The 21,589-nt window shown below is 63.0% G+C and carries 17 protein-coding genes; 12 read left to right on the top strand and 5 right to left on the bottom strand.

The genetic code is table 11. From position 1 onward, the window contains the following. Positions 1-9 precede the first annotated feature (9 nt). From OKA04_RS02920 to OKA04_RS02900, 5 genes are all read left to right on the top strand, one after another. Positions 10-2,076, top strand: a complete 2,067-nt coding sequence (locus tag OKA04_RS02920) for a hypothetical protein (protein ID WP_264499623.1) — start codon at positions 10-12, stop codon at positions 2,074-2,076. Between the two features lie 79 nt (positions 2,077-2,155). Then, entirely contained in the window at positions 2,156-3,112 is a 957-nt protein-coding gene (locus tag OKA04_RS02915; protein WP_264499622.1) for a proline racemase family protein, read from the top strand. Between the two features lie 24 nt (positions 3,113-3,136). Next, complete coding sequence (locus OKA04_RS02910; protein ID WP_264499621.1) at positions 3,137-4,042, top strand: dihydrodipicolinate synthase family protein; 906 nt, start codon at positions 3,137-3,139, stop codon at positions 4,040-4,042. 92 nt (positions 4,043-4,134) lie between these two features. Further along, positions 4,135-5,703, top strand: a complete 1,569-nt coding sequence (locus OKA04_RS02905; protein ID WP_264499620.1) for an aldehyde dehydrogenase (NADP(+)) — start codon at positions 4,135-4,137, stop codon at positions 5,701-5,703. A 76-nt stretch (positions 5,704-5,779) separates the two neighbouring features. Further along, entirely contained in the window at positions 5,780-6,550 is a 771-nt protein-coding gene (locus tag OKA04_RS02900) for a 3-keto-disaccharide hydrolase (RefSeq protein ID WP_264499619.1), read from the top strand. 9 nt (positions 6,551-6,559) lie between these two features. Here the strand turns inward: OKA04_RS02900 and OKA04_RS02895 are convergent, their stop codons facing one another. Genes OKA04_RS02895 through OKA04_RS02885 form a run of 3 tightly spaced genes read right to left on the bottom strand, consistent with a single transcriptional unit; the run spans position 6,560 to position 8,189 of the window. After that, on the bottom strand, positions 6,560-7,180 hold the full coding sequence (locus OKA04_RS02895) for a matrixin family metalloprotease (protein ID WP_264499618.1): 621 nt from the start codon (positions 7,178-7,180) through the stop codon (positions 6,560-6,562). Between the two features lie 31 nt (positions 7,181-7,211). Then, positions 7,212-7,811: a L,D-transpeptidase gene (locus tag OKA04_RS02890; RefSeq protein ID WP_264499617.1), complete on the bottom strand. Its 600-nt coding sequence runs from the start codon at positions 7,809-7,811 to the stop codon at positions 7,212-7,214. Between the two features lie 57 nt (positions 7,812-7,868). Continuing rightward, entirely contained in the window at positions 7,869-8,189 is a 321-nt protein-coding gene (locus OKA04_RS02885; protein WP_264499616.1) for a hypothetical protein, read from the bottom strand. Between the two features lie 187 nt (positions 8,190-8,376). On the opposite strand from OKA04_RS02885, the gene OKA04_RS02880 reads away from it, so the two are divergent. Genes OKA04_RS02880 through OKA04_RS02870 form a run of 3 tightly spaced genes read left to right on the top strand, consistent with a single transcriptional unit; the run spans position 8,377 to position 10,912 of the window. Continuing rightward, positions 8,377-9,294 carry an ABC transporter ATP-binding protein gene (locus tag OKA04_RS02880; protein ID WP_264499615.1) on the top strand — a complete coding sequence of 306 codons (918 nt, stop codon included), beginning with the start codon at positions 8,377-8,379 and terminating at the stop codon, positions 9,292-9,294. Continuing rightward, positions 9,291-10,310: an ABC transporter permease gene (locus tag OKA04_RS02875; protein WP_264499614.1), complete on the top strand. Its 1,020-nt coding sequence runs from the start codon at positions 9,291-9,293 to the stop codon at positions 10,308-10,310. Before OKA04_RS02880 ends, OKA04_RS02875 begins: the two co-directional genes overlap by 4 nt. Before the next feature lie 50 nt (positions 10,311-10,360). Further along, complete coding sequence (locus tag OKA04_RS02870; protein ID WP_264499613.1) at positions 10,361-10,912, top strand: hypothetical protein; 552 nt, start codon at positions 10,361-10,363, stop codon at positions 10,910-10,912. Here the strand turns inward: OKA04_RS02870 and OKA04_RS02865 are convergent. Continuing rightward, positions 10,899-11,702 carry a tRNA threonylcarbamoyladenosine dehydratase gene (locus OKA04_RS02865; protein ID WP_264499612.1) on the bottom strand — a complete coding sequence of 268 codons (804 nt, stop codon included), beginning with the start codon at positions 11,700-11,702 and terminating at the stop codon, positions 10,899-10,901. The genes OKA04_RS02870 and OKA04_RS02865 overlap by 14 nt on opposite strands. Positions 11,703-11,828: 126 nt before the next feature. On the opposite strand from OKA04_RS02865, the gene OKA04_RS02860 reads away from it, so the two are divergent. Then, the gene (locus OKA04_RS02860; protein WP_264499611.1) at positions 11,829-12,200 is read left to right on the top strand and encodes a hypothetical protein; all 372 of its coding nucleotides are present in this window, start codon (positions 11,829-11,831) and stop codon (positions 12,198-12,200) included. A gap of 118 nt (positions 12,201-12,318) precedes the next feature. Then, positions 12,319-13,476, top strand: coding sequence for a PQQ-dependent sugar dehydrogenase (locus OKA04_RS02855; RefSeq protein ID WP_264499610.1), 1,158 nt, complete (start codon positions 12,319-12,321; stop codon positions 13,474-13,476). A gap of 76 nt (positions 13,477-13,552) precedes the next feature. On the opposite strand, the gene OKA04_RS02850 is transcribed toward OKA04_RS02855, so the two are convergent. Next, complete coding sequence (locus tag OKA04_RS02850; RefSeq protein WP_264499609.1) at positions 13,553-15,517, bottom strand: sialate O-acetylesterase; 1,965 nt, start codon at positions 15,515-15,517, stop codon at positions 13,553-13,555. 265 nt (positions 15,518-15,782) lie between these two features. Between OKA04_RS02850 and OKA04_RS02845 the strand changes: the two genes are divergently transcribed. Then, positions 15,783-20,711, top strand: a complete 4,929-nt coding sequence (locus tag OKA04_RS02845) for a cadherin domain-containing protein (RefSeq protein ID WP_264499608.1) — start codon at positions 15,783-15,785, stop codon at positions 20,709-20,711. Next, positions 20,711-21,583 carry a hypothetical protein gene (locus tag OKA04_RS02840; RefSeq protein ID WP_264499607.1) on the top strand — a complete coding sequence of 291 codons (873 nt, stop codon included), beginning with the start codon at positions 20,711-20,713 and terminating at the stop codon, positions 21,581-21,583. Before OKA04_RS02845 ends, OKA04_RS02840 begins: the two co-directional genes overlap by 1 nt. Positions 21,584-21,589 lie beyond the last annotated feature (6 nt).

Raw genomic sequence — 21,589 nt, 5'->3', positions numbered from 1 at the left:
TCCTTATCCATGAAGATGAAGCGTTTCACGCTGCTGGTGATGATGCCGGCCCTGCTGGCCATGACTGGATGCCAGGCCCGGAAGAAGAGCACCGGCACCCCGCTCTCGGCGACGAACATGGTCAGCAGCGAGACCGGGGTATCCCACGTGCATGAATACTACCGCTTCTCCATCAAGGGGCTGGGGCCGCAATGGCGCCTCCTCGAGGACAAACAGCGCGAGAGCATGCTGCCGGATGCCGCGGCAATGGTGTCAAAGGTGGGCGGATCCCACGGGGCAGTGATCGTGGAGACCTATGAGGGCTCCGACCTGAAGGCCTACACGGAGATGATCTGTGCAAACATGGAGGCCATGTCCGTCGGCTACCATGCCGGCGAGATACGGGAGGTGGATTTCAATGGCGGCAAGGCGATGCGCCGGAGCATCGAGGCGTCCTTCAACGAGGTGCTATTCAACTACGAGGTGATGACCTTCCTCCATCAGGGGATGGGCTATCAGGTGCTCGCTTGGAGACCGAAGGAAGCCGCGGCGGCTCAGGATCTGGAAGAGTTCATTGCATCGGTGGGCATCGAGGAAGGCGCGGTGAAGGTCCCGCCTCCGGCACCCGCCCCGGATTCCATCGGCATCGGCAGCCGCATCCGCGGGGGCAGCTTTGAGAGCGCGGTCTCCGGCCTGGTGGCAAAACCGGCGGAGGGCTGGGGGCTCATGTGGGGCCTGTCCTTGTCAACCACCGGAGATGACGCCGAGACCGGGATCCAGCGGCCGGACAAGGGGCTTTTCATCACTGTATCCCATCAACCTGTAGACGAAAGCGAGCGGGAGAAATTCCTGGGATCTCTGGACGAGGGCTTCTCAGACAACACGGAGTCCGTTGGAAAGGTCACATGGGACTTTGGCGGGGAACCGATCGAGTTCTCGGGAGTGATCGTTTCCGGGCCGCCGGCAATCCGGCTTTACATGGGACACGCCGTGCGCGGCGATCGCGGCTACAGGGTGAAGGCATGGCACATTGAGCAAGAGGGGAAGGATTTGGCTGCTGCTCTCTCGGAGGGCCTGGGATCGTTTTCTTTCTTGGACGAGAAATCGCACGGCGAACTGCGCACCAGCCTCCTGGCTGAGGAAGTCGCCTACGGCAGCGTGGGCGAGCATCACTCGGTGAGAAACGGGGTTTTCCGCAGCTTCGCGGACGGTATCACATGGAAGCGCCCGGCTGGCTTCTGGCAGATCGATGCGGGGGATAATGCGCGACTTCGGAACGAGGCCAGCTCCTTGTATGCTATAGAGGTAGAAAGTGGCATCTCCGTCCAATTGCTGGTCGAGGATGCCGGCGGCATCACCTCGGAAGAATTCCATGGGGCCGTGGTTGACCTCATGGTTGCAGGTGGTTTCTCCGTCAGCGAAAAGCGTCTGGAACCCCTGACCGTGGACGGCCACAAGCTGCTGCGGACCTGCCTTTTGTTAGAAGGGCCGGATGCACATATCGAGTATCATGCCGGGTCCGTCGTGGTGGGGGACAAGGCATACCAACTGAACTGCTTCGGCCCGGTTTCCAAGATGGAGTCCAAGGAGGATCTCGTCATCGAAGCGGTGGACGGATTCTCGTTTCCGGGGAAGAAGCTGCGGCCCTTGGAGAAGCGCGGCGGCCTGCATCGTGACGTGCGGATGGGATTCGAATTCCGGCTTCCGAGCGGCATGACTGCCAAGGTCAGCAAGCAGGATGTTTTGGCGAAGCTGGGTAGCACCGTGGAATTCAGCGGGAAGTCCTCGATGATGTCCCACATCGCTATCCAGGCCGGAGGTTCCGGTCAGGATGCGACGATCGCGAGCAACATGGTGAACGAGCTTTTCAAGCTGAACATGGACCGGGCGGATTCCGCAGGCTCCACGGAGAAGGCCGACACGATCGGGGGCTTGCCTGCCACCGTTCGCTCCGGGACCTCGGACGGGAATCACATGAAAATCGCCGTGTTCCGGCAGGGCGGGGTGCTCCACATGGGGGTATTCGCGGCACCTACCGAGCGCCAGGTGGATTCACTCTTCTCCGATTACAAGTCCAGCTTCACGCTGATCCCTTGACGGGGGTGGCGACTGTGCCATTTCGGGACGCGCCGGTCCGTCATCCGACAAGACCCGGTCATGTATCGTGGGGCAACCCATGAGCGTTCCCCGCGTCCGAGTCATCGATTCACACACCGAAGGCGAGCCCACCCGAGTGGTGGTCGAAGGGGTGCCGGATCTGGGCGGCGGGACGATGCGGGAGAAGGCAACGCGTTTCTCCGCGGAGCACGACTGGCTGCGCTCCGCCGTGTGCAATGAACCGCGCGGTCATGATGCGATGGTCGGTGCGCTTTTGTGCGAACCCGCCGAGCCGGACTGCTGCTGCGGGGTGATCTTTTTCAACAATGTCTCCACTCTGAACATGTGCATCCACGGCACGGTGGGCCTCGCCGCGACGCTGGTGCACATGGGAAGGATCGGGGTGGGGGATCATCGCATCGATACCCCGGTCGGTGTGGTCGTCGCGAGTGTGCATGAAGATCTCTCGGTGACCGTGGCGAATGTCCCGAGCTACCGGAAGGCGGCCGATGTGCCGGTGGAGGTGCCCGGTTGGGGCGTGGTGCGCGGCGACATCGCCTGGGGTGGGAACTGGTTTTTCCTCATCGATGGCCAAGGGCCTGCGGTCGAGTTCGCGAATCTCGATGCCCTCACGAATTTCACCTGGTCCGTCCGCCGGGCGCTGGAACTCGGCGGCATCACGGGCGATCATGGCATGGTCATCGACCACATCGAGAGCTTCGGCCCGCCGACGGATCCGGTCACGTCGGACAGCCGGAACTTCGTCCTCTGCCCGGGCAAGGCCTATGACCGCTCGCCCTGCGGCACCGGTACCAGCGCGAAGCTGGCCTGCCTTCACGCCGCGGGCAAGCTGCAGCCTGGCGTGATCTGGCGGCAGGCCGGCATCCTCGACACCGTCTTCACCGGCACCGTGGAGGAACTGTCCGATGGGAAAGTCCTGCCCCGCGTGACCGGCCGTGCATGGATCACCGGCGAGTCCGTTTACCACTTCGATCCCGCCGATCCATTCCGCAACGGCATCCCCTCTTCTCTCTAATAAAAAACACAGCACCGCATCGACATGAGCATCACCTGGAAGGGCGTCATGCCCGCCACCCTCACGCAGTTCAACGCCGACTACACCATCGATCACTCTCTCATGGCGGAGCATGGCAAGTGGCTCGTCGAGAACGGCTGCACCGCCATCGTCGCCCACGGTTCGCTCGGTGAAGGTGCCACGCTTTCCTTCGAGGAGAAGATCGCGCTTCAAAAGATGTACGTGGAGGCGCTGCCTGACACGCCGATCATCCCGGGTGTCGCCTCGCTTTCCACGAAGGAGGCCGTCGATATCGCGAAGGCGGCGAAGGACAACGGATGCCGCGGGCTCATGGTCCTGCCACCGTATCTCTATGCGTCCGACTGGCGCGAGATGAAGGCCCACATGAAGGCCGTGATCTCGGCCACGGACCTGCCGTGCATCATCTACAACAATCCGGTCGCGTACAAGACCGACTTCACGCCGAAGCACATCAAGGAACTCGCCGACGAGCTGCCGAACGTGGAGTCCGTGAAGGAATCCTCCACGGATGCCCGCCGCATCGCCGGCATCCGCGAGGTCTGCGGCGACCGGCTTGCGCTCGGCGTGGGCGTCGATGACTGCGCGCTGGAAAGTGCCGCGATGGGAGCAAGCTTCTGGATCACCGGTGTGGGCGGCGCCTTCCCGAAGCACAATGTAAAGCTCTGGGAACTCGGCACCACGGGCCGCATCGAGGAAGCGATGCCGATCTACACGTGGATGCTGGAGATGCTGCGGATGGATACCGTGGTGAAATTCGTGCAGCTCATCAAGCTGCAGCAGAATCTCGCGAGCGGCGGGAAATTCGGAAACAACCGCGTGCGTGCGCCGCGTCTGGAGCTGGAAGGCAAGGAGCTGGCCGAGGCGACCGCAATCATCGAAAAGGCCATCGCCACCGCGCCGGTCGTCTGACCGGAGACGCGGGACTTGAGGAAAGGAAATCCGCGACTAGCGGTTAGGCTTCCCGTTTCCGGTCCGTCGTCTTCACTTCACTTGCTTTCATCATGACCACCCAGCTTCTCGGCACTTCCTTCATCGGCTACTCCCGCGGCATCGGCAGCGACGTCTGCGGCCATGCGATCCATCCCGCGAGTGGTGGAAAACTGGAGCCCGCCTACATCGGCGCGACTCCCGATGAAGTGAACGATGCCGTTGAGTTGGCGAGGCAGGCATTCCCCGTTTACTCGGTCCTTCCGGGTCAGCAGCGCGCGGCATTCCTGCGTGCGATTGCCGGGGAGATCGAGAAGATCGCCGAGGACATCGCGCTGCGCGGGCCACAGGAAACCGGCTTGCCGGAAGCCCGCCTGCGTGGCGAGACCGGGCGGACCACGGGACAGCTCAGGATGTTCGCCGCGTTGATCGAGGAAGGCTCGTGGGTCGATGCCCGCATCGAGCACGCCCAGCCGGATCGCCAGCCGGTGCCAAAGCCTGACCTGCGCTCCATGCAGCGCGCACTCGGACCGGTCGCCGTTTTCTGCGCGAGCAATTTCCCGCTGGCCTTCTCGGTGGCCGGTGGTGACACCGCCGCGGCGCTCGCTGCCGGTTGCCCGGTGGTCGTCATTGCGCATGAGTCCCACCCGGGCACGGCGGAGTTGATCGGCGGTGCCATCACGCGCGCCGCCCTCGCAACGAATATGCCGGAGGGCGTTTTTTCGCTGCTCTATGGCGGCGGTCGCACGGTGGGCATCAGCGTGGTGCAGCACCCGGTGATCCAGGCGGTGGGCTTCACGGGATCTCGCAGCGGGGGCACGGCCCTGATGGCCGCGGCGGCCAATCGCGAACAGCCGATCCCGGTCTATGCCGAGATGAGTTCCGTCAATCCGGTGGTCATCCTGCCGGGAGCCTTGGACAAAGGAGAGGCCGCATTGGCCGATGCTTTCTTCGGCTCGCTCACCCTGGGTGTGGGCCAGTTTTGCACGAATCCTGGCCTCGTCTTCCTTCCCGAAGGAAAGGGCTTCGGCTTCATCGAAAGGCTCCGCGAACTCGTCGGCGCATCGACGCCGGGCACGATGCTGAATCCAGGCATCAGCCGGGCCTATGCGGAGACCGTGGAAGCGGTGGCCTCAACCGAGGGCGTCCAGACCATCGCGCGCTCGAGTGGCGCGGAGGGGCAGGGGGCCGCGGCCATTTTCAGCGTGTCGCTGCGCCGTTTCCTCGAGGCGGACCTGCTGCGCGGAGAGATGTTCGGTCCGGCCACCTTGATCGTGAGGGGCTCGCTGGAGGAGATCGAAGCCGCTATTCCCGAGCTGGAAGGCCAGCTCACGGCGACCATTCATGCGACGACGGAGGAACTCGCCGCACATGCGTCCTTGGTTTCGGCGCTGGAGTCGCGGGCGGGTCGCCTGATCTTCAATGGCTTCCCCACCGGGGTGGAAGTCTGCCACAGCATGGTCCATGGCGGGCCATTCCCCGCGACCTCCGATGGTCGTAGTACTTCAGTCGGCACCATGGCGATCCATCGCTTCGCGCGCGCGGTGGCCTGGCAGGGATTTCCGGATGCCTGTCTTCCTGCCGAGTTGCAGGAGGAGAATCCGCTCGGGATCCGCCGCATGATCGACGGTCAATTCGTCTGACCCTCCCCGATTGGGTATGGCGTTTTCGCGCCCCTGCTATTGCCAGCCCGGAATGAGCAGGCACCATGTCCGCACGATGAAAGCTCAGGTCCTCGCAATCCTCGCCCTGCTCCCGTCGCTCCACGCCGCGGATCATCCATGGGTGTCGCTCTTCAATGGCAAGGACCTGAGTGGCTGGACGCCGAAGGTGTCCGGGCACCCGCTCGGTGCGAACCCTCACGATACCTTCCGCATCGAGGACGGCATCCTGAAGGTGAGCTACGACAGGTACGGCAAGTTCGACAACCAGTACGGCCACCTCTACTCAAACCTCGCGTATTCCCGCTACATCCTGCGCATGGAGTATCGCTTCGAGGGCAAGATGATGGCCGATGCCCCGAGCTACGTGAACCTCAACAGCGGCGTGATGATCCACTCCCAGACGCCGCAGAGCATGGGGCAGGATCAGCATTTCCCCGTCAGCATGGAGTTCCAATTCCTCGCCGATGAAGGGAAGGGCAAGCGCTCCACCGGCAATGTCTGCACGCCGGGCACGCATCTGGAGCTAAAGGGAGAGAAGGTCACGCAGCACATCGTCGAGTCCACGGCGCCCACATTTCCCGCCGACGAGTGGGTGAAGATCGAGGTCGAAGTCCGCGGCAACGACGAGGTCATCCACCGGGTGAATGGCCAGGAAGTCCTGCGCTACCAGAAGCCTCAACTGGATCCCGCCTGCCGGATCGCCCCGGTGGAACCGCTGGTGAAGGCGGGAGCCCCGATCATGCTCTCCTACGGCCACATCGCGCTCCAGGCCGAAGGGCAAGGCGTGTGGTTCCGGAACATCGAGCTGAAGTCGCTGGAGGATTGAGTTCCCCGCTTACTTCGACTTTTCCTGCAGCCACTTAAGGCTCGCTGCCTTGCACTTTTCGCAGAAGGCACCGGTCTCGCGGTCCACGGTTGCGATGCTCGCCTCGGCGTCCTGCATCACGCAGCCGAGGTCGTCGCAGTGCTGCAGGCCGGTGACGTGGCCGACTTCGTGGATGGCCACTTTCCGCAGGCGTTCGCGGAGCTTCGCCTCATCCGCTCCGCGGGCCCCGAGGCGGAAGGTGGAGACGATGCACGCCCGACCGTCGATCTCCCCGAGGCCGAAGATGCCCCAGTCGTAATGCTCGTCCTTCGTCGTGGAGATGTCCTTCTCCGTGATGCCGATCACCACCGGGTGCTCCGCCTTCGTGATGTCGCGGAGATGTTCCAGCAGCGTGTCCGCCCGGTAGCGACCGCGCGGTGCATACAATGCCGACTTGGGAAGAGGGCGATTTTCCAAGAGGACAACGGTGACGCCGAAGGCCTTCTCCAATCCCTGCTTCACCACTGCCAATCGCTCCGCCTTCACGCCACCCAGCGGCTGCACCGCGATCGTCGCAGGCTTTTCCGCCGCGGTCGCTCCGAGGGTGACGGTGGCGAGCGAGGCCCAGAGGAAGAAACGTCGCTTCATCATGATCCCCATCTAGCGGGCTTGCCGGATGAATTCAAGTCCCCGCGTCAGCCGTCGCTCTGGGGAGTTCGGCCTTCGGCGCTCCGGACTTGATGATCTTCACGGGCGTCCCGACCTTCGCGACCTTATAGAGCTTCGGCACGAAGTCCCTGGGCAGGCGGATGCAGCCATGGGACGCCGCCACGCCGGGCTGGCGGATCTCGCCGGCATGCATGCCGATGCCGGACCAAGTGAGCCGCATCCAGTGGTTCATCGGCGCGGGATGATAGGTGTGGCCTTCCGGGACGGGAGTGGTCGGCTGCGCGTCGCCGTTGCTCACGTTGCCCTCGGGATCGGTGATCCATCCGTAGAGATTGGAGTGCTTCAGCTCCATCATCTCGCTGACCTTGTAGTTCCCGGGCGAGGTGGACTTTCCTTCCTTGCCGGTGGAGACGAAGGACCAGCCGATGGTGCGGCCGGCGCGCTTGTAGGTGGCGATCTGAGAGGAGAGATCGATTTCCACGGAGACGTCGCCCGGGCCCTTGTCGTCGTCCCACTCATACATCACGTAGGAGGCCTTTGGCGGCGGGCCGCTCCGGAAGAGGGAGCAGGAAGGGAGGAGTAGGAGGGCGGGGAGAAAGACGAGGAGGCGCATGACGGATGAACGCTTGCGGGGAGATCACCCGATGTCCGGCAGTGCGGCCAGCCTTTTTCACCAGCGCGAGATCATGGCGAAGAAGAGACTGAAGAGAAACGAGATGCCTAGATACCACGCGCAGATCCTGATGGTGACATTCCGTCTTGTCCCGCAGACCTTGTCGACGAGGAGATACAGGGCCGCGATCTCGATCACGAAAGTGAAAGGTCCGAGGATGCCGCCAAGCAGGAGCCTCACGAGAAAGCTGACGATCAGCATCCCGATCACCACGATCCATGTTTCAGTCAGGCTCCGCGAAGAACTCGTGGAACCCGTGAAGAGAGTGATGAGAAACCACAGGATGCCCACCTGGAGAAAGAGGCCGATCACATTCATGCGCGGCAGGAAACTGCTCTCCCGAATCTCAACTGAAAATCCCGAAATGGAGATATGTCATTGAAGTGGCTGAGAATTCTTTCTTCGGACATCGGAGGTCGTCCGTCCCTGATGCTGGCAAGCTTTTGCAGAGGCGGAGGTTTCCCACTTGGCAAGGATGCGCCTGCTGGCTTCAACTCTGCGCATCATGGATGGACCGGCGGTCGATATAGAATACCTGCGCAAGCGCTACGGTGGCTTCGAAGCCCTCGCAGGCGTCGCCTTGCAAGTCCCGCGTGGCAGTGTCTTCGGCCTGTTGGGGCCGAATGGCGCGGGGAAGAGCACGCTGGTGAAGTCCCTGCTGACCATCGTCCGCCCCAGCGAGTGCCGAGGCAGCATGTTGGGGCAGCCCATAGGGCATCGCAAAACCCTGTCGCGCGTCGGCTACCTGCCGGAGCATGCACGCTTTCCGGAATACCTCACCGGGCGCGAGGTCATTGGCTACTCGGCCGGGCTGGCAGGTGTGCCCCGCGGCACGACTCGCGAGCGCACCGCGAGGCTGCTGGAGCGCGTGGGTATGGCGGAGTGGGGGGACAAGAAGCTGGGCACCTATTCGAAAGGCATGCGCCAGCGCGTGGGGCTGGCACAGGCGCTGGTGAATGAGCCGGACATCGTTTTCCTCGACGAACCCACGGACGGTGTGGACCCCGGCGGACGCATCGAGATCCGCAAGATGATTGAGGGCATGCGCGACGAAGGCCGGACGGTATTCGTGAACAGCCACCTTCTCGCCGAGGTGGAGCAGGTGGCCGACCATGTCGCCATTCTCGCGAACGGGCGCGTGATCGAGACCGGCACGGTGGCGGAGCTCACCCGCCGCGGACGCCGCTACGAGGTTCGGACGATGGGCCCCGTCCCGCCGACGATCCGTGCGGGGCTGGAGCGCGAAGGGCTGGAGGTGAAAGGGGATCTCATCATTCTCGATGCCGACGATGCCACGCCTGTGCAGCCGGTCATCGACCTCCTCCGCGGTGCCGGGGTGCCGATCCGCGAGATCCGTGAGGCGAAGTTCTCACTGGAGGACATCTTCCTTCAGGTCGTGCAGGGCAGAAAGGAGGCGGCATGAGATCGGCCCTCGCGATTCTCTGGGATTCCTTCCAGCTCCTCCGGGCGCGCCGCCTTTTCTGGGTGGCGCTCGCCATCTCCATGATGGTCGCCCTGATCTACGCTTCCATCGGCTTCAATGAAAAGGGCATGTCGGTCATGTTCGGATGGAAGCAGTTCGACAATGAAATACTCCAGGCAGGCAAGCCGGAGGCTGCAGCATTTTATACGATGCTCTTCACGGACATCATTGCGCGCTTCTGGCTCGCGTGGTTTGCGATCGGGCTGGCGCTGATCTCGACGGCTAACATCTTCCCGGAATTCCTCGCGGAAGGCTCGATCGGGCACTCGATCTCCAAGCCACCGGGACGCTTCCGCTTGTTCCTGCTGAAGTATCTGGGCGGCCTCCTTTTCGTCGCCCTCCAGGTGGGCCTGTTCACGCTGGTGGTCTTCCTTTCCATTGGCCTGCGCGTCGGTGAGTGGAATTTCACGCTCTTCTGGGCCGTGCCCGTGGTGACGTTCGTTTTCAGCCTCGTCTATGCGGTGGCGGTGTGGGTGGGTGTCTGGACGAAGTCCACGCTCGCAGCACTCTTGGCAGCAGGAGTGGTGTGGGGTGTCAGCCTGTTGGCTCAGTGGACAGAGAGCGCCCTTTACAAAGCTGCCTACCTCTTCCCCGAGGCTGGCGTGAAGGTGGACTTCCAGACCGGAGAGACCAGCCAAGGCAGAGAGCTGGAAAAGGATGACGGGATGATGGCCGCGCATCGCACGGCCAAGGCGGTGACGGCACCCCTGCCGAAGACCCGCGACTGCACGCTGTATCTCAAGCGTCTGATCCGCTTCCCCGAACGCGATTCACTTCTCTCCGGGGTGAGCTTTGACATGCTGCTCAGCGGACAGATCCCCGATCCCCAAACAGCCTCGGCCGTACGCCGCATGGAAGATCGTCATTCCGCGTGGTATGTCTTTGGAACGTCGGCAGCGTTTGAACTCGTGATCCTCGGCCTCGCGGGATGGATCTTCGCAAGACGGGATTATTGAGAATCCCCGATCTGCCGCTTGCCCTCCGACCGATTCCGGGCGCTGGAACCGTGACCGAAAATCCCTACCAGACCCCGACGGGGAATGAGGTGTCCGGGCCGTTGCCTCCGGACATGCGGGCGGTCCGCGCGAGGCACATCCAGCACGAGGCATCCGTGAAGGCCATGGGCATCCTCTGCGTCTTGGGCGGGGTGATGCTGCTGGGTTCGTTCGCCTTCGTCTGCATCGAGGTGATCGCGGCGAATTATCTTCCGGAGCCGACCGCGACGGGCCTGCTGTTTGCGTTCGGCCTCGGGACGCTCAAGCTCATCTCCGGCATCGGCCTCGGGCAATTGCAGGGGTGGTCCCGCATCACCGCGAGCTTCGTGGTGGTGGTGTCGATGTTTGCCGTCCCCATCGGCACCGCCTTCGGGATCTACCTCTTGTATCTCCTTTTCAGTCCGCGGGGCGGCCGGGTTTTCACGGCGGGATATCGGGAGATTGTGGCCCGCACGCCGGACATGCATTACCGTACGCCGCGATGGTTCTGGATCGCCATCGCGGTGATGGTGGTGCTGCTCGCAGCGCTTCTGATTTTCTTCCTCGTCGCTACTCCGGGGTAGTAGTTGGCGCGGCCAGCATTTCCAGCACTCGCCCCGCGGCGATCATGCCGAAGACCGCGGTGATGTGCGTGGCGGTGCCGTAGCCCGCGTCGCAGCGCAGACCGCTTGGCAGGTCTTCGGGGCGCTCGTGGCTCACTCCGCCTTCGCAGGTCGGGAAGAGCGGCGGCTCCTCGGAATAGACGGCCTCGATCCTGAATTTCCGCACCTTCTCGCCGGGCCGGGCCTTGGGAAAGCCGTGCTCGTCCCGGAGGCGCTTCCGCACCGTCATCAGCAGCGCGTCATCCCGCGTCCGGGCGAGATCGGCCACGCGGATCTGCGAGGGATCACGACGACCACCGGCACCGCCACAGGCTATGACCGGCACCTGACGATCCCTGCATTTCGCGAGCAGCACGCATTTCGCGCGCACCGCATCGATCGCATCGATCACCGCATCAAATCCCTCGTTCAGGAAGTCATCCACATTGCGGTCGGAGAGGAATTCATGGCGCTCGGTCACCTCGATCTCCGGTTGGATGGCCCGCAGTCGCAGAGCCATCACGCCCACCTTCGGCTTCCCGTAGGTGCCGTCCAGCGCGTGGATCTGGCGGTTCGTATTCGTGACGCACAGGTCATCGGCATCGATCAGGGTGATCTTGCCGATGCCGGAGCGCGCCAGGCACTCCGCGGCCCAGCACCCGACGCCGCCGATGCCCACCACCGCGACGTGGGCGTGGCGGAATTTCTCAAGCCCGGCAGTGCCGTAGAGGCGGCCGATGCCGGAGAAGCGGTCGAGATAGGCGTCGCTCATGCCGGCGTCCTAGCCGCACCGGAGGACCGGTGCAAATGCCGAGTGAGGAAGAACGCGGTGTCACATTTTCCTGAAATCGCTCCGAATATCTTTCCCGCCCCCGGAGTCCTACTCGCGATGAACTCCTTGCGTTCAATAGTCGGGGCCGTCTTCCTCACGGCCGGAGTGTGTTTCGCGGGCGAACCCACTCACAACCTCTCCAAGGAATCCGCGGTCAAGCTGATCAACCTCCTCATCGAAGACCATCAGGAACGGATCCAGATCGTCATGATCTCCGAGGGATCAAAGGTCACCCGGGGCCTGGAGGAAAAGAACGTCCGCCGGGTAATGGCGATCCACCCGGTGCCGGAGGAAGGCCGGCGGGTCCGCCGCGTGCAGACCTACGACTTCCATTGGAACGACGAATACGGCTGGCACTGCTGGGAGAAGCGCGAGGAGCGCGGCGTGGACGTCGTCTATATCTACAGCGAGCTTCAGGGGGAGGTGGTGGTGAAGTAGCAAGTGGGTCAGCAGCCGGACTCGGGAATAGTTTGCCGGGCGGCAGTGCATCCGATAGTGCAACTTCATGCACCATCGCCGACCTGTTTTTCGTTTTAGGAGGGCGGCCCATCTTTCCATGAAAGTTCCGCTTCTGCTCCTTGCCCTTGTTGTCGCCCCCATTCCGGTTCGTGCCGGGGACGTCAAAAAGGCGACCTTGCCGGGCTTCAGATACGAGGAGATCCATTCCGGCAATGGCATGACGGCGATCGATTTCGATGCCGCCGGCAGGATGTTTGTCTGCGAGAAACAGGGGAGGATCCTGCTTTTCGAGCCAAGGGAGAAGGGACGATACGCCAAACCGTCGGTCTTTGCCGACTTCCGCGACCAAGTGAATCCGGAAGGCGAGAGCGGCCTGCTGGGTATTGCGCTCGATCCTGGCTTCGCAAAGAACCGCCGTCTCTACGTTTTCTACACGGCGGATGATGAGCAGAGGCTGGTCCGGCTCACTGCGGACAAGGATTTCAAGGCCGCGGTTCCCGGCCAGGAGGTGGTTCTGCTGGATGGCCTGCCCCGGCAATTCACCAATCACAAGGCGGGTGACATCCACTTCCATCCCGCCGATCCCCGGGCGATTTATCTGGTGCTCGGGGACGATACGAAGCGCGAGTTCGCACCGGACTTGGAGCGCTATCATGGGAAGCTGCTGCGCCTCGACAGTTCCAATGGCAAAGGCCTGCGTGACAATCCCTTCTTCGACGGGGACGTGAACTCGATCCGCTCCCGGGTGTGGGCAAAGGGTTTCCGGAATCCCTACCGCTTCGTCTTCGTGCCCGGCAAGTCGCCGGACGCGGTCTATGTCTCGGAAAATGGAGATGGCACGGACCGCATCGCCCGCGTCGAGCGTGGCGCGGATGCCGGATGGGGGCGGCACGGGGACAAGGGACTCATCAATCCCGAGGACAAGCGCACCAGCGTGCTCTACACCACCAAGCCCTGCCTGACCTCCATCGCCGTTGCTCCCAAGGGGCCGTTCGCCCCTAGCGGTCCGGTGCTTTACGCGCAGAACTGGTTCACCAAGGACCTGATGCGCTGGAAGCTGGCGGGGAAAGGCCTCTCGGAAATGGCCGCCATCCCGGCAGACAATGCCCGTCCCTTTCTAGCAGATCATGCCACCGTCCACGCCACATTCGGCCCGGATGGCGCGCTTTATCTCACGCAGACCTACTATTCCGAGTCGAAAGGGAACAATCACAAGCTCAGCCGGATCGTCCCCGATGTTTCAGGTGGCGAGTGATGCAATGTCGCGCCGAGCTGCGGCAGCCGATCTCCGATGACCGGCAGCCGCGGAAGTCTCACACGAAGCTGAAAGCTTATTGAGCCGAACCGTATGCTTCGAGCTCGGTCAGGAAGCCGTGGTGCTCGCTGTATTGGTCCTGCTTGTCGTGATGATCGGCAAAGGTCGCGCGGACGAAGCGCACCGGGCGCTTGTCAAAGCGGAGCTCGGTGACGGCGCGGGTCTTCCCTGCGAACTCGTGCTTGCCGACTTCCTGGAATTCCTTGCCGTCCGAGCTCACGGACATGACGACTGTTTTGGTGGCACCGAAGTCCGGCACGCCGAAGCGCACTGCCTGGATGTCCCGGGCGTGGCCGAGATCAAGCGTCACATGCTTGGGGAATTCCGGAGCGTTTCCGGTAGCGAAGCAAGATCCGGCACCGCCTTCCCAATTCCCGTCGGTCAGGCCGGCATTCCAGCCGCTCTTGTTCGGGTCGCTGGAGGTGAATGATTTCTGGAAGGCGACATTGCGGCCGAGCACCGGATCGTCCGGCCAGTGGGTGTGGAAGGAGGCGGCAGGCAGGCCTTCCTTGTTCATCAGGTTTGGCTCGGCCTTCTGATACCATCCGTAGCGGGCCATCACCGGTTGGGCGATCTTGTCCGACTTGAGAATGATCTCACCACCCGCGATCTCCGCGGTGGCGGGCTGGAAGTTCCAGTCCGGTCCGGCGACCTCGAAGTGATTCGGTGCCTGCCCGTCGCGCGTGGCAAGGCCGCTTTCCGCGTAATGGTATTGGATGCGGATGGCATTTCCCTCGGCCTTGAAGCCTTGGAAAATCGGTCCGGATTTCACCACGCCCGCCTTTCCGTAGGTGTCTGCCATGGCCCACAGGGCGAGGCGGCGGCCGACCTCGGATTTGTTCCGCGGGTGGATGTCGCCGGGATTGCCGATGTCCATGGTGACGGCCATACCGGTGCGCGGGATTTTCAGTGCGTCACGCTGGGCGGCCCAGATGCCTTGCAGGGCACCTTCACGCTCGTCGCCGTAATTGTAGGGGGCGAGCTGGACGTAGAGGAAAGGGGCCTCCGGCGCGGCAAATTGCTTGCGCCAGCCCTGGATGAGCGCCTGCATCTTCAGCGTGTAGAGCATGCCCTCGCCGACATTCGACTCGCCCTGATACCAGAGGAAGCCTCGCACGCCGTAGGGGACCACGGGGTGAATCATCGCCTGATAGGTGCCCAGCGCCTGGCCGTGGCCCACTGGCAGCACCGGCGGCGCGGCTGGCTGGCCCGGCAGGGGCTGGTGCGCCTGCAGGGCGCGCTCCGCGGCATCCACCCATCCGCGCGTCGCGGCCAGATGGCGGCGCATCAGCTCGTCATACTTCGGGGTGCCCGGAGTGCGGGATTCGCGGAATTCCCGCATCTCGCGCAGATCGTCGATGCCCTCGAATCCCTCGTCAGCCAGCCAAGGCTCGATCCGCGAGCCGCCCCACGACGAGTGGATCATGCCGACGGGAATGCCGAGTTCCTCGGTGAGCTTCCGTCCGAAGAAATAGGCCACGGCGGAGAAGGGCATCGCCGTCTCGGGCGTGGCGTGGCTCCACTGGCCCTCGAAATCGTCGAGCCGGTAGGGCGAGAGCTTCTTCGGCACCGTGATGATGCGGAGCATGGGGATAGGCCCGGTCTTCGCTGCGTCCTGATCTTCCTGGCGGGAAGCTCCGATGCTCCATTCCATGTTCGATTGGCCGGAGGCGAGCCATACCTCCCCGACCAGCACGTCCTTCACTTCCACGCGATGGCCGTTTTCCTCGGCGGCTTCAAGGGCGCGGCCCTCGGCGGAGGCGGGCATCGCGTCCAGATCGATGCGCCATTTCCCGTCGCCTGCGGCCTGGGTGGCCTTTTCCTGCCCGGCGAACTTCACGATGACCTTCTTGCCCGGTTCGGCGGTGCCCCACACGGGCACGGCGCGGTCGCGCTGGAGCACGGCTCCATCGGTGAAGATCCGCGGCAGCCGCACTTCGGCGGCAGCCGGCAGAGCGGCTAGGGTGAGGGCCAGGGACAAGAATCGGCTCGCGAACGTCATGTTGGGAGGGATTACGGAGGGACCGCGGGGATTCTACCAGTGCGGAATTGCTGCGATGTCGCCGCACGGTGCGCAGGCAGTCCGCGGGAAAGGGAGTAAAAGCGACGGAATTTGGCACGGATGGAGCAGGGATATCCGCGCGGAGATGTAAGCTGTTGATAAGTAGAAAGTCCTCCCTTGCTGTGAAAAGGGGCGAACCACATAGTCCGCCCACGGGACCACCCGCTCACCCTCACCCCACCCGATGCGCAGCCCTTCCCTGGCGGCCTCCCTGATCCTCGGAGTGCTGGCGATTTCCTTTTTCTGGAAAGCTCGCCTGCCCGAGATGACATCGGAGGCAGGAGCAGTGGGTCCTTTTCCGGGGAGCCAGACAGAGATGCATCCGGAAGATGTCTTGGGCCGGAATCGCATCACTCACCTGCGGGCCGGACGGGCAGGCAGATCGGTCCGGCTTCCGGACGATGTCCTCGATCGCTCGGTCGATGGCACGGGTTTCCAACTCGATCTCCCGGACGGGCAGTCAGCGATGGGGAAGATCGACATGATCCGGCGGGATGCCACCGGGGTCTCGCTGGTTCAGGGAGAACTGGCATCTCCATCCGCGGGACGCTTCTTCTTCCAGAGGACTCATCAGGAAGGCGTCGCGGGTAGTCTCGTCGGGCACGTCTATTTCGACAACTCTCCGGTAGGTTGGAAGGTCGAGCCGGTGAGGGCGAGAGGGGAGCCCATGTTGGCCGAGGTCTTGAAGGACCGCATCCTTTGCGTGGACTATGCCGTGCCACCCGTCGCCGTGCGGGAGGAGGCTCCACAGGATCATCCCGAGGACATTCCGATTCCACCCTATCAGGCCGTCATTCCTCTCCAGAGCCTTCCGGGTGCGACGGGGGTCATCTACCTCGATTTCGATGGCGAGGCGGGGCCGTTCACGGGGTGGGGGAATTTCGATGCAGCGCCTGCTGCCGCCACTAACGCCCAGATCCACGATGTCTGGAAACGCGTATCGGAGGACTTCCTGAGCTTCACTCTCAACGTCACCACGGACCGCGCGGTCTTTGACGCGGCACCGGAAGGCAGCCGTCAGCACGTGGTGATCTCGCCGACGAAAAACGCGGCACCCACGGCGGGAGGCGTGGCATTTGTCGGCTCCTACAATTGGCCGGGAGATACGGTTTGCTGGGCCTTTTACAGCACGGGCAAGACCGCTGCCGAAGCGATCTCCCACGAGGTGGGGCATACGCTCGGTCTCAGGCACGATGGCCGGATTTCGCCTGCGGAAGATTACTCCCAGGGGCATGGCGACGGTGCGGTGAGCTGGGCGCCCATCATGGGTGTGGGATACTACAGGAACCTCAGCCAGTGGTCGAAAGGCGAATACAGCAGCGCCAACAACACCGAGGATGACCTGGCGATCATCGCCACCACGAACAACAACGTGGCGTATCGTGACGATGATGCCGGTGACTCCCTCGCCACCGCGCGTCATCTGGAGATCGCGGCGGATGACAGCGTGAAGGGGGAGGGGATCATCGGGCGAACGGGCGATGTGGATGCCTTTCGCTTCGTCACCTCGGGCGGGGCGGTGGTGCTCGATCTCAGCCCGGCATCGGCGAGTCCGAATCTCGACATTCATGCCGAACTGGTGGAGGCAAGTACGGAGACCATCGTAGCAACGTCGAATCCCGATCTCGCGATCACTGCCACGACCACCGGGACGCTTCCGGCCGGGGAATACCTGCTGAGAGTCCGTGGCACTGGGCGGGGCGATCCGCTTGTGGATGGCTACACGGATTACGGCTCGCTCGGGACTTACCTGATCAGCGGGAGCATTGAAGGCGGCACGAAACCGGATCGCTTCACGCTCGCGGAGAACCGGCCCGCTGGAGCACTGGTCGGATCGGTGGCTGCGAGGCTGGATCACGGCTTGTCCATGTTGCTGTGGAGCATCACGGGCGGCAATGAAGACGGCGCTTTCTTCATGGATCCGGTGACTGGCGATCTCTTTGCCTCGGGCCCGTTTGACTATGAGGCCTTGTCGTCACGCTGGGACGGTCCCGCGGAGATCGGTTTGTTCGTGACCATCTCCGACGTCCTGGACCCTTCCCTGAATGAAACTATCCGGGTGGTGGTAACGGTCACCGATGTGAACGAGGAGCCGGTGATACCGGATGGAAGCCTGACCATGCTGGAGCGTACGCGGGTGGGCAGCTGGCTCGCCAAGGTGCAGGCTGACGATCCCGATCACTTCGACTTTCCCGTCTTCAGCATCGTCGGGGGGAATGATGATGGCTGGTTCGAGATTGATCCCGGCACCGGGGAGCTTCGCGTGGCGGCGCCCATCGAGGTGACTTCTGCCGTTACAGTCCCGCTGCTGGTGCGTGTGACCGACCAAGGTGTGCCGGCACTTTCCGCGACGGCCACGATCAATGTGACCGTCCTCGACATCGCCGATGAGTATCAGACGGGCAAGATCACCCGCACCTTCTTCGAGGGGATCGGCGGCACCGCTGTCAGCAATCTCACTGCGAGCCCGAGATTCCCGGATCAACCGGACAGCGAGGAATTGCTAAATGACTTCCGGGGTGGGGAGCATGGAGATAGCTACGGCAGCACGGTGTGCGGCTACGTCATCCCTCCGGAGACGGGAAGCTATCGCTTCTGGATCGCTGCGGACGATTCCGGGCAACTCCGGCTGAGCACGAATTCCAGCCCGGCAAATGTCACCGTCATCGCATCGGTCGCTTCACCCACGGACCCGAATACCTGGATCGACGACGGTCCCCAGCAGTCGGAGCCGGTCTTTCTGAATGCGGGTCAGGCTTATTACATCGAGGCCCGCCACAAGGACGGCGAGGGGAGGGACCACATCTCGGTGGCATGGTCCGGGCCGGGGATTCCGAAGCAGCTTCTCCGGGGGCTCTACCTCGCTCCCTACTATCAGAATTATCAGCCGCGGATCCGTGCGGCGTCTTTTCCTATCCAGCAGGACGCCTTTGCCGGGCAGCAGATCGGCAGGGTGGAAGTGACCGATGCGAATGCTCAGGATTCCCATGGCGGTTTCACTATCCTCTCGGGAAATGCGGCGGGGATCTTCGCCATCGACCCGGCCACCGGCGTGCTCCGGGTCGCGGTGGCGAACATGCTGAATCCCGGCATTCAACCGGTTCACAACCTGACCATCGGCGTCAGTGACAATGGCTCGCCCCTCCAATCCGGCACGGGGAACATCACGGTCGTGGTGCTTTCACCCGGGGAGTTCGTCACGACGAATGTCATGCAGCAGATGTGGTCCGGTATCCCGGGTGACGACCTGGCCTCGCTCACCTCCAGTCCGGACTACCCCTATCACCCAACCTCGATCCGCACGCTTTCGGGGCTTGATGCTGGGGTGAATTTCGCGGATGACTATGGGTCCCGTATCCGGGCTCTGGTCACGCCGCCCGTGAGTGGCAGCTACACCTTTTACCTGTCCTCGGACGAGCAGTCAGAGCTTCTGTTAGGCAGCGGCCCGGATGGAGGGGATGCGACGCGGATCGCGTCTGTCACAGGTTCCACGAGTCCCGGCGAGTGGGATAAGTTCCCCTCGCAGCAGTCTCATGCCGTGGAGTTGGTAGGGGGGCAGCAGTACTACATCGAAGCAATCCACAAGGAGGGCGCCGGTGCGGACCACCTGCAGGTCGGATGGACAGGCCCGGGCATCCCGTCCATCACGATCATCCCGGCCTCGGCGCTGGAGCCCTACGATCTGAATGAGACTCCCTATTTTCCGGAGGGTCCCGTGTCTTTCAGCGTGCCGGAAGGGAGTCCGGCGGGGACCGTGATCGGCGTGGTCCACGCCTTGGACCCGGAAGGCGAGGTGCCCCTCCATGCGATCACTTCAAGCCCGTCTCCAGGGGCTTTCTCCATCGATGCGCTGACCGGTGAGATCACGGTAGCTGACAGCGCCGCGATGAGCATGAGGCCGGGGCTGAATATCCTCACCGTATCGGCGCAGGACCGCGGCATCGGATCGACCTATCCACTGAAGACCGGCAGCGTTGCCGTGGAGATCACGGTCATCAGCAACAATCAGCCGCCTTCTTTTGAAGCCGACTTCTTCGAGATGTCGGCCACGGAAGATCAACCCTTCTCGGGTGCCATCGCGGCGTCCGATCCCGATGCTGCGGACCTGCTCACTTTTACAAAGGTCAGCGGCCCGGACTGGCTGTTGGTCGCCACGGATGGCTCGTTCTCCGGCACGCCAGACAATGACGATGTTGGGGTGAATGAGTTCGTCATCCGGGTGTCGGATCCGGAGGGCTTGTCGGATGAGGCGGTGCTCGTCATCACGGTGGAGAACGTCAATGACGCACCGGTTTTCGCGTCCCATCTCATCATAGCGGCCCGAGGCAAGGAGGGGGTCGCTTACACCACGCCGGACATCACCGGGAGCGCGGTTGATCCCGACAGGCTGGATGTGCCCTACTATTCGATCGTTTCCGGTCCGACATGGCTGGAGCTTTCCCCGGACGGGGTGTTTTCCGGAACCCCGCCCGTGGGCAGTTCCGGGATCAATGCTTTCACCATCCGCGCCACCGACGCGGCAGGCCTGTATGACGAGGCTACCATGACCGTCGAGGTGGTCGCGTCGCTCCCACTTCCTTGGGAGGAGATGTCGATCGGCAGCGTCTTGGCAGGAGAGGGGCTTGGCTTCGGGGATGCTTTCCTGCTCAGTGGCAGCGGGTCATTGGCATCGAGGAATGATGCACTCCATTTGGTATGGCAGCCCCTGAGTGGCGATGGCACTATCACCGCCCGTCTGGACTCCGTGGGGAATATTGGCTCCGAGGGTATCGCCGGCCTGATGATCCGCGACTCGCTCGCGTCAAACTCCCGCCATGTTTTCATCGGCGTGACCGGCGATGGCGGATACCGCTGGATCCGCCGCACCACGACCAATGGAAACACGTCCAACTCCCCGAGTGGCACCGGTGCTACTCCCGATGTCTGGCTTCGTCTGATCCGCAGGGACAATACCGTCACGGCCTTGAAGAGTGCTGACGGAGTGGAGTGGACCTCCGTCGGCAGTCTTTCCGCAGGGTTTCCCGTCACTTGCTATTTCGGCCTCGCCGTGGCGGGTGGAAGCACCGATGTTGAAAACACCGCGATCTTCAGCCACATTTCCCTCGAACCGTGATGCGCCTGACCCATAGCACCGCCGCAGTCCTCCTGCTGTTCATTTCCTCCTGCGAAAAGAAGGAGGAGGAGACGACCAGCAGCGATCCCGCCGCCCATTCCCGCATCTCCTCGAAGTCCAGTCGCACCGAGCGACGCGATCTGGGCTCGGCCCGGGAAGCGGAGGCGAAGACCGCACTACGCAAGGCGCTGGACGAGGCCGAGCTTGAAACGGACCCGGTTGCCCGTGAGAAGGCCCTCGCAAAAGTCGCTTGGGATGCCATCGAGATCGACCGTGCCATCGCGGAGAGGGCCTTCGCGGGTCTCACCCCGGGCGGTGAGGAATCCAAGCGCCTGATTGCGCACTTTGCCTCCAGCATCGCCGGTGATGATGCTGCAGCAGCGCTCGAATGGGCTCGCGGATTGCCCCAACCAGAGGAACGTGACGACGCCATCGGTCGCGTTGCCGTGGCCCTGACGACGACCGACCTGCAGCAGGCGCTGGCGTTGGTCGAAGAAGTGCCGGAGGGAGTTGTGCGGGATCGCACTCAGATTCTCATCGCACAGCGATGGTCCCAATCCTCGCCCCAGGCTGCTGCCGACTGGGTGAAAACCATGCCGGAAGGCCGGGCCCGGACCTCCGCGCTGAACAACATGGTCAACACTTGGATCAAGTCCAATCCCGCGGAACTTTCCTCCTGGGCATCGAAGCAGGCGGATTTCAAGCCGCAGGTTGCCGCCGCGGTTGCCTCATCGATGCGCCTGATCCTTGATCAGCCTACACGCGACAAGCAGCTCTCGGAACTGGGAAATTCGGAACTTCGGGCACTCGTCGACGAGGAGCTGAAAAAGAATCCGCCGCCCCAATTCCCGCCGCTCATCCCCGGCCAATAACGTCAG

The sequence above is a fragment of the Luteolibacter flavescens genome (assembly GCF_025950085.1).
Lineage (GTDB): Bacteria > Verrucomicrobiota > Verrucomicrobiia > Verrucomicrobiales > Akkermansiaceae > Haloferula > Haloferula flavescens.
Note: the sequence above shows the minus strand (reverse complement) of the source record. Positions and strands in the feature narration are given on the sequence as shown.

Bases quoted from the DNA above. Each gene is read 5' to 3' on its own strand.
- OKA04_RS02920 (WP_264499623.1), top strand. From the start codon at position 10: ATGAAGATGAAGCGTTTCACGCTGCTGGTGATGATGCCGGCCCTGCTG.
- OKA04_RS02915 (WP_264499622.1), top strand. From the start codon at position 2,156: ATGAGCGTTCCCCGCGTCCGAGTCATCGATTCACACACCGAAGGCGAG.
- OKA04_RS02910 (WP_264499621.1), top strand. From the start codon at position 3,137: ATGAGCATCACCTGGAAGGGCGTCATGCCCGCCACCCTCACGCAGTTC.
- OKA04_RS02905 (WP_264499620.1), top strand. From the start codon at position 4,135: ATGACCACCCAGCTTCTCGGCACTTCCTTCATCGGCTACTCCCGCGGC.
- OKA04_RS02900 (WP_264499619.1), top strand. From the start codon at position 5,780: ATGAAAGCTCAGGTCCTCGCAATCCTCGCCCTGCTCCCGTCGCTCCAC.
- OKA04_RS02895 (WP_264499618.1), bottom strand. From the start codon at position 7,180: ATGATGAAGCGACGTTTCTTCCTCTGGGCCTCGCTCGCCACCGTCACC.
- OKA04_RS02890 (WP_264499617.1), bottom strand. From the start codon at position 7,811: ATGCGCCTCCTCGTCTTTCTCCCCGCCCTCCTACTCCTCCCTTCCTGC.
- OKA04_RS02885 (WP_264499616.1), bottom strand. From the start codon at position 8,189: ATGAATGTGATCGGCCTCTTTCTCCAGGTGGGCATCCTGTGGTTTCTC.
- OKA04_RS02880 (WP_264499615.1), top strand. From the start codon at position 8,377: ATGGATGGACCGGCGGTCGATATAGAATACCTGCGCAAGCGCTACGGT.
- OKA04_RS02875 (WP_264499614.1), top strand. From the start codon at position 9,291: ATGAGATCGGCCCTCGCGATTCTCTGGGATTCCTTCCAGCTCCTCCGG.
- OKA04_RS02865 (WP_264499612.1), bottom strand. From the start codon at position 11,702: ATGAGCGACGCCTATCTCGACCGCTTCTCCGGCATCGGCCGCCTCTAC.
- OKA04_RS02855 (WP_264499610.1), top strand. From the start codon at position 12,319: ATGAAAGTTCCGCTTCTGCTCCTTGCCCTTGTTGTCGCCCCCATTCCG.
- OKA04_RS02845 (WP_264499608.1), top strand. From the start codon at position 15,783: ATGCGCAGCCCTTCCCTGGCGGCCTCCCTGATCCTCGGAGTGCTGGCG.
- OKA04_RS02840 (WP_264499607.1), top strand. From the start codon at position 20,711: ATGCGCCTGACCCATAGCACCGCCGCAGTCCTCCTGCTGTTCATTTCC.